The 15630-nt window shown below is 67.3% G+C and carries 10 protein-coding genes; 4 read left to right on the top strand and 6 right to left on the bottom strand.

The window, feature by feature from the left end; all coding sequences use genetic code 11:
- Positions 1–742, bottom strand: a 742-nt coding sequence (gene hflK / locus AC1DJN_RS13965) for an FtsH protease activity modulator HflK (RefSeq protein WP_478039337.1), incomplete at its 3' end; no start/stop codon positions are given.
- Positions 743–894: 152 nt separating this feature from the next.
- Here hflK and AC1DJN_RS13960 point away from each other — a divergent pair.
- Together AC1DJN_RS13960 and pilH are read left to right on the top strand one after the other, a co-directional pair.
- Complete coding sequence (locus AC1DJN_RS13960) at positions 895–1890, top strand: YhdH/YhfP family quinone oxidoreductase (RefSeq protein WP_032976611.1); 996 nt, start codon at positions 895–897, stop codon at positions 1888–1890.
- Positions 1891–1978: 88 nt separating this feature from the next.
- On the top strand, positions 1979–2350 hold the full coding sequence (pilH, locus tag AC1DJN_RS13955) for a twitching motility response regulator PilH (RefSeq protein WP_005410644.1): 372 nt from the start codon (positions 1979–1981) through the stop codon (positions 2348–2350).
- A 143-nt stretch (positions 2351–2493) separates the two neighbouring features.
- Here the strand turns inward: pilH and AC1DJN_RS13950 are convergent, their stop codons facing one another.
- Positions 2494–3396, bottom strand: coding sequence for a DnaJ C-terminal domain-containing protein (locus AC1DJN_RS13950; protein ID WP_442251901.1), 903 nt, complete (start codon positions 3394–3396; stop codon positions 2494–2496).
- A gap of 259 nt (positions 3397–3655) precedes the next feature.
- On the opposite strand from AC1DJN_RS13950, the gene AC1DJN_RS13945 reads away from it, so the two are divergent.
- Positions 3656–4138 (top strand): peroxiredoxin, encoded by a 483-nt coding sequence (locus AC1DJN_RS13945; protein ID WP_025877032.1) that lies wholly within the window; start codon positions 3656–3658, stop codon positions 4136–4138.
- Between the two features lie 30 nt (positions 4139–4168).
- Entirely contained in the window at positions 4169–4750 is a 582-nt protein-coding gene (locus tag AC1DJN_RS13940) for a ferritin-like domain-containing protein (protein ID WP_282280069.1), read from the top strand.
- Positions 4751–5149: 399 nt separating this feature from the next.
- Here the strand turns inward: AC1DJN_RS13940 and pbpC are convergent, their stop codons facing one another.
- The 4 genes from pbpC to prpF form a co-directional block, all read right to left on the bottom strand.
- Positions 5150–7534, bottom strand: a complete 2385-nt coding sequence (gene pbpC, locus AC1DJN_RS13935; protein WP_442251747.1) for a penicillin-binding protein 1C — start codon at positions 7532–7534, stop codon at positions 5150–5152.
- 49 nt (positions 7535–7583) lie between these two features.
- Entirely contained in the window at positions 7584–12491 is a 4908-nt protein-coding gene (locus AC1DJN_RS13930; RefSeq protein ID WP_478039336.1) for an alpha-2-macroglobulin family protein, read from the bottom strand.
- Positions 12492–12666: 175 nt separating this feature from the next.
- Complete coding sequence (locus AC1DJN_RS13925) at positions 12667–14127, bottom strand: bifunctional 2-methylcitrate dehydratase/aconitate hydratase (protein ID WP_478026316.1); 1461 nt, start codon at positions 14125–14127, stop codon at positions 12667–12669.
- 186 nt (positions 14128–14313) lie between these two features.
- Positions 14314–15492 carry a 2-methylaconitate cis-trans isomerase PrpF gene (gene prpF, locus AC1DJN_RS13920; RefSeq protein ID WP_478039335.1) on the bottom strand — a complete coding sequence of 393 codons (1179 nt, stop codon included), beginning with the start codon at positions 15490–15492 and terminating at the stop codon, positions 14314–14316.
- Between the last annotated feature and the right edge of the window lie 138 nt (positions 15493–15630).

The raw sequence follows: 15630 nt of genomic DNA, 5'->3' as shown, positions 1-15630 counted from the left end.
CTTCAGGCACGACCTTGGCCGCATAGGCCTGGGCTTCGTTGATCAGGCGCTCCTTGACCTGCTGGGCACCGTTGACCTCGTCGAAGGCCGGCTTGACCTCCTCCGGCGGACGGGCGTCCTGCAGGGTCAGGCCGGTCACGGTCAGACCGGTCTTGAAAGCACGCAGCAATGTCTGCAGGCGCTCTTCGGCGGCCACGGCCAGCGGGCCACGGTTGTTCAATACGGCGTTGAGGTCGGCGCGACCGACTTCCTCGCGCACCGCGCTCTGCGCCGACTGTTCCAGCACCTGGTTGGCATCAACGGTGCCGAACAGGTACTGCTGCGGGTCATCGATGCGGTACTGGACGTTCAACGAGACATTGACGATGTTCTCATCGCGGGTCAGCACCGGCACCTGGATCGAGAAGGTCTTGATCTCGGTGGCGTTGACCTTGGTGACCGATTCGATCGGCCAGGGCAACTTGAAGTTCGGGCCAGGGGTCAGGACGCGCGAGAACTGGCCGAAGCGCAGCACCACGCCACGCTGCTGTTCGCCGATCAGCTGGAAGCTGGAGAACAGCACCAGCAGGACCACTGYCGCCACCACCCAACGCAGGATGCCGCCGTCGAACAGATCCTTCAGCGGTCCGGGCAATCCGCCCCAGCCGCCACCATTGCCACCGCCGCGCGACCCGAACGGCCCGCGTCGATTGTCCTCGGGGCCTTGTCCGCCCTTGTTGCCGCCGGGTGTATTCCAGGCCATGCACGCTCCATCAAGATGTGGGCTGCGACGCGGGCCCTTCCCGCAACGCCAGCCGTTAACCACTACCGATCATACAAGATGGGGCGGACCGGCAGGATTGAAAGGGGCCGGAGCGGGTAAGGTGGCGTTTTCCTCGAAGTCAGGCAACGCCGATGGCCCCCACCACCCCGTTCACCGCCTTCCGCATCGAAAAAGACGACGCCGGCTACCGCAGCGGCCTGGTCCCGCTGCGTCTGGACGACCTCAACCCCGGCCAGGTGCTGATCCGCGCCCACTGGTCCTCGGTCAACTACAAGGATGCCCTGGCCGGCACCGGCAAAGGCCGCATCCTGCGCCGCTTCCCGCTGGTGGGCGGGATCGACGTGGCCGGCACGGTGGTCGCCTCCACCGATCCGGCCTGGCGCGAGGGCGATGCGGTACTGGCCACCGGCTGTGGCCTCAGCGAAACCCGTGATGGCGGCTACAGCCAGTATGTGCGACTGGAATCGAGCGCGGTCATCGCCCAGCCGGCGGGCTTGAGCCCACGCGAGGCGATGGTGCTGGGCACCGCCGGCTTCACCGCCGCGCTGGCGCTGCTGCGCCTGCAGGACAACCGGCAGACGCCCGAGCTTGGGCCACTGGCGGTTACCGGCGCCAGCGGTGGGGTCGGTGCTCTGGCCGTGGACATCTTCAGCCGCGCCGGCTATGCCGTGCACGCGATCAGCGGCAAACCGGAACAGAGCGACTTCCTGCGCGGTATCGGTGCTGCCGAGGTGCTGCCGCGTGATGCCCTTGCCGACACCGGTCCGCTGCAGTCGGCACGTTTCGGCGGTGGCCTGGACAACGCCGGCGGGCCGATGCTGGCCAGTCTGCTGGCCCAGACCGTGCCTTACGGCAGCGTGGTCAGTGCGGGACTGGCCGCCAGCCCGACGCTGGACATGACCGTAATGCCCTTCATCCTGCGCGGTGTCTCGCTGCTCGGCGTTTCGTCGGCCAATGCCCCGCGCGCGCTGCGCGAAGAAGTGTGGGCACGCTTGGGTGACGCGTGGAAACCGCAGCACCTGGACCGCATCTGCACCGCCGAAGTCGGTCTGGACGGTCTGCCTGCGGTGTTCGATCGCATGCTGGCGGGCGGCTCGCTTGGCCGCACGGTGGTGCGGATCGACTGAACGTCGCAGGCAGGCGACGGACGGCAGCTGTCGCCCTCCCGCCAACAGGATGCCGGCACTACACTTCCGGCATCACATGGGGAACAACATGGCACGCATTCTGATCGTCGACGACTCACCGTCGCAGCTGTTGGGGATACAGCGCATCGTCGAGAAGCTCGGGCACCAGATCCTGACCGCCACCGATGGTGCGGCCGGAGTGGAGACCGCCAAGGCCGAGCTGCCCGACCTGGTGCTGATGGACGTGGTGATGCCCAACCTCAATGGCTTCCAGGCGACCCGCACGCTCGCCCGCGATGAGGCGACCCGGCATATTCCGGTGATCCTGGTGACCACCAAGGACCAGGACACCGACCGCATGTGGGGCATGCGCCAGGGCGCCAAGGCCTACATCACCAAGCCGTTCTCGGAAGACGAACTGTCCGAAGTGCTGGAGCGGGTGTTCGCCGGTCAAGGCTGACCCACCGCTCCGGTAGATGCCAACCTTGGTTGGCACGCCTCTGCTCTGGTAGATGCCAACCTTGGTTGGCACGCCTCTGCCGGCCAGCGGCCGGCACTACCGCAAGGCGTGCGGACCGAGGTCCGCACCCACCGAAGCGAATTTCAGATCGTTTCGCCAAACGCCTTGGCCAGATTCCGATAGGCCTTCTTCTGCGCGTCGTCCGTCGCCGCCGGGGCGACAATCTCCAGCTCGACGATCTGGTCGCCCTCCGGGCTGCCCGGCAGGCCGCGCCCACGCAGCCGCAGCTTGCGACCGGCGTCGGAATCGGCCGGAATCTTCAGTTCCACCGCGCCGCCCAGGGTCGGCACGCTGATGCTGGTGCCCAACGCGGCCTGCCACGGGGTGACCGGCAGCGTGTACAGGATGTTGCGGCCGTCGACCTCGAACTGCGGATGCGCGGCGTACTCCACTTCCAGCAGCAGGTTGCCGCCGTGATTGCCCTGCCCGGCCAGGCGGATCACCTGCCCGGGACGGATGCCCTTGGGCACGCGCACGTCCAGCTGCTTGCCGTTGACGGTGATGCGCAGGCTGTCGCCGCTGTAGGCCGCCTCCAGCGGTACCGACAGCTTGGCCCGGGTATCGCGGTTGGGCGCATGGCCATGGCTGCTGAAGCCCGGGCCCGGGCCCGGGCCCGGGCCTGCACCCTGGCCGCCGCGCTGGCGCGCGAACAGGCTCTCGAAGAAGTCGCTGAAACCACCGTTGGGGCCACCGCCGCCGAACACTTCCTCGAAATTGAAACCGCCACCGCCGTAGTTCGGCGGCACGTTGAATTCCTCGCCCGGACGATAGCCCTGCGCACGCAACTGGTCATAGGCGTTGCGCTTCTCGGGATCGCGCAACGCCTCGTAGGCCTCGTTGATGGCCTTGAACTTGTCCTCGGCCCCGGCCTCCTTGCTGACGTCCGGGTGGTACTTGCGTGCCAGCCGGCGATAGGCGGTCTTGATTTCCGCCTCGCCCGCGCTCGGTTCCACCCCCAGGGTGGCGTAATAATCCTTGAATTCCATCCAGCTACCTCGATTCGCTTCGGCCGCGCCGGTGGGCGCCGCCCCGGGTTCATTCTACGCGCCGGCGATGCTACGCCGCCGGTCGTGCGGCAACGGTGAGGCCGACTGATCCAGCGCAATGCGCCTGCCATCGCCCGGCCCCATGCTGTGGCTGACAGYCCGCCGCGGACGACGGAGATGGGGTGTATACATGGGTTTTCCAATGTCTTGACGCGTCCGTCCCCTCCTGGCCCCTACCCTCACCCAGCAAGGAGTTCCCATGACCATCCATGTCGGCGACCGTATTCCGGAAGTCACTCTCAAGCGCATCCGCGAAGGCATCGAGACCCTCGATACCCACGCCCTGTTCGACGGGCGCAAGGTGGTGCTGTTCGCCGTGCCCGGTGCGTTCACCCCCACCTGCTCGGCCCGCCACCTGCCCGGGTACGTGGAAAAGTTCGAGGCGTTCCGCCATCGCGGCATCGATGTCTACTGCGTGGCGGTCAACGACCCGTTCGTGATGAAAGCCTGGGCCACCGACCAGCACGTACCCGACGGTCTGCTGATGTTGTCCGACGGCAATGCCGAACTGACCCGTGCACTTGGCCTGGAGCTGGATGCAAGTTCATCCGGCATGGGCACGCGTTCGCGTCGCTTTGCCCTGTACGTGGTGGACGGCACGGTRCGCGCGGCYTGGATCGAGGAGCCCGGCCAGTTCGAGGTGTCGTCAGCCGACTACGTACTGGATCACCTGCCCACCTGAAACCCTGACTGCAGAGGAAACCGGCCAGCCATGTCCAACAAGCCAGCCAAAGCCAGCAACACCTCCCCTTCCGCCAAGGTCGCTGGCATCAGCGATCGCCAGACCCTGCGCGAGCGGGCACGGAAGAACATCGAGGACGGAGCGATCACCGACAGCTACAGCGCCGACCGCAAGGTGGTGATCAAGCTGCTCAACGACGCGCTGGCCACCGAATATGTATGCGTGCTGCGCTACTACCGGCACTACTTCATGGCCAAGGGCATGCTGGCCGATGCGGTCAAGGGCGAGTTCCTCGAGCACGCACAACAGGAGCAGGCGCACGCCGGCAAGCTGGCCGAGCGCATCGTCCAGCTCGGCGGCGCGCCTGACCTCAATCCGGACACGCTGACCGCACGCTCGCACGCCGAATACAAGGAAGGCAGCGACCTGCGCGACATGGTCCGCGAGAATCTGGTGGCCGAGCGCATCGCCATCGACAGCTACCGCGAGATGATCAACTTCATCGGCGACAGCGATACCACCACCAAGCGCATCCTGGAGGAGATCCTGGCGCAGGAGGAGGAGCACGCCGATGAGTTCGCCGACCTGCTGGATGGCTGGATCGGGGAGTAGCGCCAGGCCATGCCCGGGCGAACGCCTTGGTAGTCGCCCACCTTGGTGGGCGGATTCCGCGCGTGCCAACCAAGGTTGGCACCTACCGGGTCATGATGGATCGGTAGCGCCGGGCCATGCCAGCGAACGCCCTGGTAGTTGCCCACCTTGGTGGGCGGCGTCTGCGCGTGCCAACCAAGGTTGGCACCTACCGGGTCCTGGTGGACTACCGGGTCATGGTGGACCGGTAGCGCCGGGCCATGCCCGGCGAACGCCCTGGTAGTCGCCCACCTTGGTGGGCAGCGTCTGCGTGTGCCAACCAAGGTTGGCACCTACCGGGTCTTGGCGGACCGGTAGCGCCGGGCCATGCCCGGCGGGTTGGTGCCCGATCACGTGACATCCGCCCGGCATGGCCCGGCGCTACCGCAGCACGTTGAACCGTACCTGCGTCCAAGCGCCGTCAGCAGCCAGCGCGGTCAACGTATGCGCCCCCGGATCGGCGAACTCGCGCTGCATCAGCTGCGCACCGCGCGTCTGCGCGATCCATCGACCATCCAGCAGCCAGTCCACGGCCTGTTCGCTACCCAATGCGCGCATCTGCAGGCGTACGCCGTGTTCGGCATTGGGTGCACGCGCCAGCGTCGCGCCTTCGTTGAGGCCATCGATATGCAGGGCCACACTGGCCTCGCGGCCATCATCGCGACAGTCCGGCGACAGCGCGGGAAGCTGTGAGGCATCGCGGGTGGCCTTGGGCAGCCAGGGTGACAACAGCGCCGGCCATCGCGCGATTTCCCGCGCGACTTCCTCATGCGGCGCGCTGCAATCAGCCGATACGCGCAGTCCGGTGCGCGCGTCAGCCAGGTAGCGTTGGCGGCCAGGCTGCCATCGCCGTGCCTCGCGTTCGGGGAACGTCGGCGGTGCCGCACCGTCCAGCAGATAGGCCGACAGGCGTCGCTGGCAGAGTGCCGCTGGCAACCCTTCGGCCAGTTCCCCGGTTGGCCAGCAGATGTCTGCCTGGGTCACGCTGGCCGGCATCGGCGCGGCCGCCGCATCGCCGCGTTGGCGCGGCAGGCTGTCGACCACCTCGAACATCAACGGCAAGGCGGTGACCGCGCCGTACTGCCCCGGCAACGGCGTGCCATCGGGGCGCCCCACCCACACGCCCACGGTGTAGTGGCGGGTACTGCCGATCGCCCACGCATCGCGGTAGCCATAGCTGGTTCCGGTCTTCCAGGCCACGCGCGGCCGCCCGCCAACGTCGAACGTGCCAACGCCGTATCCCGGGCGCGGATTCGATTCCAGCATCTCGCGCACGATCCAGCTGGCACCGGGCGAAGCCAGCCGCCGCTCGATCATCGGTTCGTCATCGGTGTAGCGCACGCGGCCGGCAATGCCGTTGCGGTTGAGCGCAGCGAACGCACCGACCAGGTCTTCCAGCCGCGCGCCGGTGCCGCCGAGGATCAGCGACAGATTGGGCGAACTGCCCGGCGGGAAGCGCAACTGGATGCCGGCGTGCGACAGGCGCGCGGCGAAGCGTGCCGCACCTACCCGTTGCAGCAGATCGACCGACGGCACGTTCAGCGACAGGCGCAGCGCACTGGCAGCACTGACCGGGCCGTTGAAGGCCATGTCGAAGTTGCCCGGCCGATAGCTGCCGAAGCTCTGCGGCGCATCCACCAGCAGGCTCTCGGAATGGATCAGGCCATCATCGAGTGCCATCGCATACAGGAACGGCTTCAGCGTGGAGCCCGGCGAGCGCCAGGCCTGCACCATGTCCACGTGGCCCAGCCGTTGCCGATCACCGAAAGACAGCGTGCCGACATACGCACGCGCCTGCAGGGTCTGGTTGTCGACCACCAGCAGTGCGGCTGACGTGCGCTCGGGCAGCGTGGAGAAATAGCTGGCCACGCGCTCTTCAAGGGTGCGCTGCAGGCCGATGTCGATGCTGCTCTGGATCCGCGCCTGCCCCGGATGCGCCGAGTGCAGGCGCTGGGCCAGCAGTGCCGCATGCAGCGGTGGACGCAGCGAGCGTGCGACCACGTTCTCGATGCGCGCATCTTCCACTTCCTCCGGCGTCCATGCGCCGAGCTCGGCCATGCGCGCCAGCACCTTGTCGCGAGCCTTCTGCGCGGCTTCGGGATGACGATCCGGGCGCAAACGGCTGGGTGCCTGTGGCAGCACCGCCAGCAACGCGGCCTCGGCATGCGAAAGTTGCGCGGCCGGCTTACCCAGGTAGGCCCAGCTGGCCGCCTCCACGCCTTCGATGGTGCCACCGTAGGGCGCGCGCTCCAGATACAACGCGAGGATCTCGCGCTTGGACAGGTGCACCTCAAGCTGCACCGCACGCAGCATCTGCTTCAGCTTGCCCCAGGGCGTGCGCGTATGCGGATCGAGAATGCGCGCCACCTGCATGGTCAGGGTCGAGCCTCCGGAGACGATTCGGCCACCCCGCAGCAGCTGCCCACCGGCACGCAGGATCGCCAGCGGATTGATGCCCGGGTGCCGCCAGAACCAGCGATCCTCGTAGGTCAGCAGTGCCTGCAGGTACAGCGGCGACACGCTGTCGACCGACGCCGGATAGCGCCACACGCCCTCGGCATCGGCGAACGCCCGCATCGGGCTGCCGTCAGCGGCGACCACCAGCGTGCTGGTGTCGCGTTGCCGGGGCAACGGCGGCGGGAAGGCGAAATCCAGTATCAGCAGCAGCGCCAGCAACGCCGCCGTGCCCCAGCGCAGCCACGGCCACAGCGGTTGCAGCCGCTGCCGCAGGCGCGGCAGCCGCGATTTCAGCAATCCCACCTTCATCCACGGCATCCAGTGGGACGGGCCGCGCCGTCGCGGCCCGTCCGCACGGTCACGGCTGTACCACCGTCAACGTGGTCGGGTTGCTGCGGCCGACGCCACGCAGCTGCGGCCGGTACATGTCCTCCACCAGCGACGGCGGCACCGTGTAGGTACCYGGAGTGACCGCACGCACCAGGTAGAACACGTTGGCCTTGCTGCCACGCGAGAGCTTCAGCGCCGCCACGTAGCGGTCATCGCGGAACTCTTCGTGCTTGGTATCGGCCGCTTCGCTGCGGTCGCTGATGGTGATGCCATCGACCACCACATCGGCCCACTGCTTGGCATCGCCCAGGTTGAGGTTCTCGATCTCCAGGCCTGCCGGCAGCAGGTCGGTCAGCAGCGCATCGGGCATCTCGCTGTCGGCGGTGATGGTGACCCGCACGATCAGCGCTTCACCTTCCTTCAGCGGACGCGGCGACCACGGCTTGCCATCGGTGCCGAAGTAGCTTCGCTCCACGCCGATCACGCTGTTGTCCGGCGCCGGCGCACTGCGCGGAATGCCGGCCACATCGATGCTGGCGAACATCGGCGGCTGTCCCTGCGGGGTGAAGCGCACGCCCGCGGCCAGCTGCGCTGCATCGAAGTTGCGGCCAAACAGCTTGCGCTCGCCGATGGCCTCGCTGTTGCCACCGATCACCAGCTCACCGGCCACCAGCGCCTTCTGGTTGGCGGCCAGCGCCTTGCCGAGACGGGCGATGGCCACCTGYTCCTGSGTGCTCAGCCACATCCAGCCACTGTTGCGGCGSGCATCCAGSSCRCGGCCRAGATCRACCGCGCGTGCATCCCATGCCGGCTTGGCCAGCTTGTTTTCGTGGGTCAGCGCGATCATCAGCGCATCATCACGAACGGCGCTGCCGTAGTCGCCGAAGTACGACGGGCGCTCGCTGCTGGACTTGGCAAAGCCCGCCGCAAGGGCCGCCTGGCCGCGCTTGGTATCGCCCTGCAGCGACAGCGCCACGCCCAGGTGCACCAGCGACAGACCACCCACGGCCTTGCTGCGTTCGTTGTCGTACAGCGTGCGCAGGGTACCCAGCGGCGCGCGGTTGACGCGGGCCAGCACGTAACCCGAGTACGCCTGGTTGGCGAACTTCAGGCTTTCGCGTTTTTCCTGGCCGTAGAACTGGTTGCCACCGGACAGCAGGTCTTCGCTCAGGCGGTTCAGCGCCTTCTGCAGCACGTTGTCCGGCACCGCGAAGCCACCGTCCTTGGCATCGAGCAGGAACTCGGCGATGTACGGGGTCAGCCACGGGTTCACGTAGCCGTCGTCACCCCACATCGAGAAGTTGCCGTTGGCCACCTGCATCGACGCCAGGCGACCGAACGCACCTTCCATGCGCTCGCGACGGGTCTTCGCGTCCAGCCCGTCAGCGCCGAGCATGGACGACGTGGCCTGGTCCAGGATCAGCGCGGCGTAGCCCTTGCTGGTGGTCTGTTCGGCACAGCCGTACGGGTAGTTCAGCGCGCCCTGCAGCGCGCTGGCGAACGGGATCGGCGGCAGCGGGCTGACCAGCAGGCGGGCATTGACCGATTCGGACATCAGCCCGTCCATCAGGCTGCCATCCAGGCTCACCGCCGCCAGCGGATCGAGCGTCCGCACCTGCGAGCGCAGTACCTGCGGCCACGCCGCGCGTACCGGCAGATCGTAGCGGCGGTCGGCCTTGAAGCCGTTGCCATCCACACGCACGCGCACCTTGGCCACGCTGTGGCCCTCGCGCGCCGACAACGGGAAGCTCAACGTGGTCTTGGCATCGGCATTGAGCTGCACGCTGCGCGTGCCTTCGCCCAGGCTGAGCGGGCCTTCGCTGTCCACGCGCACGTTGAACTGACCGGGCTTGCCGGTGAAGTTCTGCACGTCCAGCGTCACCGTGCTGCGGTCGCCCGGGGCGAGCACGCGCGGCATGCTGGCCTCGGCCAGGATCGGTGCGCGCACCACGGTTTCCACATCGCGCTTGCCGTACTGGTCATCGCTGTAGACCAGCGCCGACACCCGCAGGGTGCCATTGAAATCCGGCACTTTCAGGCGGATGCGGGCAATGCCCTTGGCATCGAGCTGCACCGGGCCGGAGAACAGGTCCACGGTCTGCACGCGCGCGGTCGGCCGCTTGGCCTGCGGCAACGCCTGCAGCGCCATGTCGCCGCCGAACTTCAGCTTGCCGCTGCCGCCGTCGAAGCTCTCGATCACCCGGCTGTAGATGTCATAGGCATCGATGCCGAGGCGGCGCTGGGCGAAGAAGTGCGCGCCGGCATCGGGCACCGGGAAGCGGGTGATGTTGAGAATGCCCACGTCCACGGCCGACACAGTGACGTGCGCGACCTTGCCGGCCAGCTGCGGTGCGCTGACCGTCACTGGCAGGTCCTGCTCCGGTCGCATCTGCTTGGGCGCGGCCAGGCCGACGGCCACGGTGCGGCCCTTGCGGTCCATCGGCACGTGCACCACGCCCACCGCGCGGGCCGGGGTGATCTTGCTCGGCGCACTGCCACCGCGGAACACCAGCGCGGTGATGTAGACGTCGTGGCGCTCCCAGTCTGCGGTGACCGGGATCTTGTAGGTGGCACCGGGCTTGGCGTCGATATCCTGCACGTACAGCATGCGGTCGGTCTCGACCATCAGCACGCCCTTGCCGGCGTGCGGGGGGGTCACCGTCACTTCCAGGGTATCGCCGGCCTTGTAGCCGGTCTTGTCCAGGCCCAGCTTGACCTTGTCCGGGCGGGCATCGAGGCCACGGTTGTCATCGCCCCARCTCCAGCCGGCGCGGAACGGATAACGGCTGGTCAGGCCGGTGGACGGATCGAACACGTCCACCCGGTACTCGCCCCACTCCACCGGGAAGTCGAAGGCCACCGCGCTGCCGCCGGCATCGACGGTACGGGTTTCCTTGTTTTCGAAGCGGCGGGTGAAATCGTAGTCCCAGCGGTTGTCGTTGAAGGTCCAGTGGTAGTCGCGCAGCTCGCGCACCAGGGTGATCTTCAGGCCCTTGGCCGGCTGCGGCTTGCCGGCCGCATCCACGCGCATCAGTTCAAACCGCGCGTTGCCGTTGGAATCAGCGCCGTCGTCCGGATTGAACAACGGGCGCACGCCGACCAGTGCGGCGGCCGGCCATACCACCCGCTTCAGGGTGCGGGTGACCGTGCGGCCACCGGTTTCATACAGGCTGCCGGACAGCACCACCGCGATCGGCGCCTTCGCCTTGGTCGCCTCTTCCGGCAACGACACGTCTTCGCGCAGCTGGCCATTGGCCGGCAGCGTGGTGTCGATGACATCCTTGGCTTCGCGCGGCAGCTGCAGGGTCGGGTCGCCGAAGAAGTAGCCCGGCAGGCCCTCCACCGGCTTCTGCTCGGCGGCCACCGCCATGCGCGCGGTGAAGCGGTTGCCGTCGGCCGGGGCACCGTACAGATAGGCGCCGTTGGCCTGCAGGCGCAGGTCTTCCCCCGGCTTCAGCGTCTTCTGCGCGCTGTCCAGGTCCAGCTTCATGCGCTCGGGCAGGAACTCTTCGATGCGCAGGGTCATGCCCTGGATCGCTTCCTTGCTGGCCGGGTCGGTGCGGAACTCCACCTGCCAGCGCCCGGTCGGCGCCTCGGCGGGAATGGTCTGCTCGAAGTTGATGTAGCCCTGTTCGCCCGGCTGCACGCGGGTTTCGCGGAAGGTCTTGCCATCGGGCTGCTTCAGGCGCAGGAACACCGGCTGGCTCTTGATCGGCTTGCCGTCGTTGTCGCGCAGCAGCGCCGACAGGCGCACCGTCTCACCCGGGCGGTACAGGTCGCGGCCCGACCAGGCATAGACATCGAACCAGGCGTTGTCACGGCCGGCCACGGCGAACTCGCTCAGGTCCAGCGCCGGCTGGTTGAAGGGCAGGAAACTGGTGTCCTTGCCGCTGCTGGCCACCAGCACGTGGGTGGCATCCAGGGTGTAGTTCAACAGCGCATTGCCGTTGCTGTCGGTACTGCCCTTCAGCACCACTTCGCCCTTGGCATCGAGCACGCGCAGGTCGATGCCCTTCAGCGATGCACCGTCCTTCAGCGCGGCGGTATGGACGAACAGCTTGTCCTTGTACGCGCGGGTGTGCAGGCCGATGTCGCTGACCGAGAAGAACGCGGTATCGAACTCGCCCTCGTAGTCACCGGTGCGCTTGAGCAGGGCGAAATACAGCCCCGGCTCCTGCAGTTCCTTGATGTCCTGGGTCGGCAGGTAGGTCAGCACCCGCTCGTTCTGCTTGCCGCCCAGGATGAAGCGGTTGACGTRGACCGGTTCGGCCAGCTTGTTGATCGGGCTGCGCTCGTAGTCGCTGCTCAGTTCCCAGCTGCCGCGGCGACCACCGCGCTGGTACTGGCTGAAGAAGGTCGGCAGATCCTTTTCGCGCACGCGCAGGAACTCGACATCGACCTCCGGCACGTTCACCGACACCACCGGCAGGCCGCGGCTGTCCTTGGCCGGCAGCACGCTGCCCTGCGAGGCGAAACCGGCCACCGGCTTCAGCTCGCCGCTGAAGACCTTCTGCTTCAGTTCCTTGCCCAGGCGGCTGCCATCGGCGGCCAGCAGGTCCGGCGAGACCACCAGGCTGAATTCCTTGCCGGCTTCGACGAAGGGATAGCGCAGGGTCAGGCCGTCATCGGACAGGGTCCAGCTGCTGTCATCGTTGCCGACCTTCTCTTCGAAGCGCACCAGCTTGTCGAAGTCCTGGGTGCCGACCAGCGGGCGCGAGAACTCCAGCGCCAGCGACAGGCCTTCACTCTTCTGGTCCGGGTAGGCACGCAGCAGGGTGAACTCCTTCACCTGCTCGGCCTTGGTGGCGATGGCTTCGCCGCTGGCCTTTGGCAGCTGCCCGCTGTCGTTGCGGCAACCGGCCAGACCCAGCAACAGCCCTCCTGCCAGCAATGCTGCCGTCCATCCCCACCGCATCCGCCGTGCCGGACCGCTCATGTCGTCACTCCTTGATCGAGGTGGCCATTATAGGCGCGTCGCGTCAAGGCGTTGACGCGGATTCGGCAGGAATGCATCGGAACGGTAGCGCCGGGCCATGCCCGGCGCGGTAGCCGCTACCCCCGGTTGGCGTTGGGTCCGTGCCAACCAAGGTTGGCACCTACCAAAGTGCCCCCTACCCCGGCAGGTACAGGTCCACGTAGTCGGTCACCGGCATCGCCGCCAGCGCCACCGGGTCCAGCGAGGCGGCCAGGATGCGCTGCTGCTGGGCGGTGGGGAAGCGGTGCGCCAGGTGCCGACGGAACTTGTCCATCAGCAGCGGGATACCCTCTGCGCGCCGGCGTGCGTGGCCCAGCGGGTACTCCACCAGCACCTCCGGCAGCGCGCTGCCGTCGTTGAAGCGCACCGTCAGCCCGTTGGCGATGCTGCGCTTGTCCGGGTCCAGGTAGTCGGCGCTGAGCTGCGGGTCTTCATGGCAGGTCATCTTCGCGCGCAGCGTGTCGATGCGCGGATCGGCCGCCATGTCGTCCTCGTAATCCTCGGCCACCAGCCGCCCATGCAGCAGCGCGATGGCCACCATGTACTGCACGCAGTGATCGCGGTCGGCCGGGTTGTGCAGCGGCCCCTGCTTGTCGATGATGCGGATGCAGGCTTCCTGGGTACGGATCGCGATGTGTTCGATGTCCTCGGCCGTTCGCCCCTGCGCGCGCAGCTGCTGGTGCAGGATGATCGCCGCCTCCACSGCSGTCTGCCCGTGGAATTCGGCCGGGWARCTGATCTTGAACAGCACGTTCTCCATCACGTAGCTGCCGAAGGGGCGGCCGAGGGTCAGCGCCTGGCCATGCATCGATACCGCTTCGAAGCCCCAGGTCGGTGCACTGAGCACGCTGGGGTAGCCCATCTCGCCGGTGGCGGCCATCAGCGCCAGGCGTACGCCACGGCTGGTCGCATCACCGGCCGCCCAGCTTTTGCGCGAACCGGTGTTGGGCGCATGCCGGTAGGTGCGCAGCGCCTGTCCATCCACCCAGGCCAGCGACACCGCATTGAGCATGCGCTCGCGGTCCAGACCCAGCATCTGTGCGACGACGGCGGTGGTGGCCACCTTGACCAGCAGCACGTGATCCAGGCCGACCCGGTTGAAAGAGTTGCGTAACGCCAGCACGCCCTGGATCTCGTGCGCCTTGATCATCGCCAGCAGCACGTCGTGCACGGTCGGCGGCGGGCGTCGCAACGCCGCCGCGTTGCGGCCAAGCCAGTCGGCCACGGCGAGGATGCCACCGAGGTTGTCCGAGGGGTGGCCCCACTCTGCGGCCAGCCAGGTGTCGTTGAAATCCAGCCAGCGCACCATCGCGCCGATGTTGAAAGCCGCCTGCACCGGATCGAGCACGAAGTTGGTGCCGGGGACGCGCGCGCCGTTGGCCACGCTGATACCCGGCACCAGCGGGCCCAGCAGCTTGCTGCAGGCGGGGAAGGACAGCGCCTCCAACCCGCAGCCCAACGTGTCGAGCAGGCAGTGATGCGCGGTCTGGAACGCCAGCGGCGAGTCAATGCGCGTGTCACGCACGTAGTCGACGATGTCCACCAGCAGCGCATCCCAGGCTGCACGGGCGTTGGATGGGGTGTGGCTGTCGGACATTGTTCGGTCTCCTCGTGGGGTTGCACGCTGCGACAAACCCGGTAGTCGCCAACCTTGGTTGGCGCTGGGCCTTACCCGCGCGATGCCGCTTCCATGCCGACCAAGGTTGGCACCTACCAGAGCAGGTGCAGCGCCACCCGCGCATAGCCGGCGCCATGCCAACCAAGGTTGGCGACTACCAGGCCATCACCCGGCCGGCACGCGCACCTTGCCTTCCATCAGCACGCGGGCGCTGCGGCTCATGATGGCCTTGGACACCGTCCACTGGCCGTCAACGAGTGCGGCCTGCGCACCCACGCGCAACGTGCCCGACGGATGCCCGAAGGTCACAGCCTCGCGCTCGCCGCCGCCAGCAGCACGATTGACCAGCGTGCCGGGGATCGCCGCGGCGGTACCGATCGCTACTGCAGCGGTGCCCATCATCGCGTGGTGCAGCTTGCCCATCGACAGCGCGCGGGCATGCAGATCGATGTCCGCGGCCGGGATCGCCTTGCCGCTGGACGAAACGTAGTCCTGCGCAGGGGCGACGAAGGCCACTTTCGGCGTGTGCTGGCGGGTCGCCGCGTCTTCCAGTTTCTGGATCAGGCCCATGCGCAGTGCGCCGTAGGCACGGATCTTCTCGAAACGCTCCAGCGCCGCTTTGTCTTCATTGATCGCCGGCTGCAGTTCGGTGCCGGTGTAACCGAGGTCGGCGGCGTTGAGGAAGATGGTCGGGATGCCGGCGGTGATCATCGTCACCTCGAAACTACCCACGCCCGGCACGTCCAGCGTATCGACCAGGTTGCCGGTGGGGAACATCGCACCGGCGTCACCATCGTCGGACKGATCGAGGAATTCCAGCTGGATCTCGGCAGCCGGGAAGGTCACGCCATCCAGCTCGAAATCGCCGATCTCCTGCACCTGCCCATCGCGCATCGGCACATGGGCAATGATGGTCTTGCCGATGTTGGCCTGCCAGATGCGCACGGTGCACAGGCCATCGCGCGGCACGCGGGCCGGATCGATCAGGCCGTTGGCGATCGCGAACGGACCAACGGCGGTGCTGAGGTTGCCGCAGTTGCCGCTCCAGTCCACGAATGCGGTATCGATCGATACCTGGCCATACAGGTAATCCACGTCGTGATCCGGCACCGAGGCGGTGGAGATGATCACGCACTTGCTGGTGCTGGAGGTGGCCCCACCCATGCCGTCGGTCTGCTTGCCATACGGGTCGGGCGAGCCGATCACGCGCATCAGCAGCGCATCGCGTGCGGCACCCGGCACCTGTGCGGCCTCGGGCAGGTCCTGCAGGCGGAAGAACACGCCCTTGCTGGTACCACCGCGCATGTAGGTAGCGGGAATACGGAGTTGCGGGAGAAAGGTCATGGATCAGTATCCTGGATGCGACGAACCAATATCGGGGTTGAGCTCCTCGTCTTCGAACAGTGCCTCCATGCCCCGCGAGGCATTCCAGATACGCACGATGAAAACGTGCGCAGGTAGCTCCACGTAATAGACCAGATA

This window comes from Stenotrophomonas sp. 05L414_2, assembly GCF_056397905.1.
This window is presented reverse-complemented; position numbering and strand designations above follow the sequence as displayed.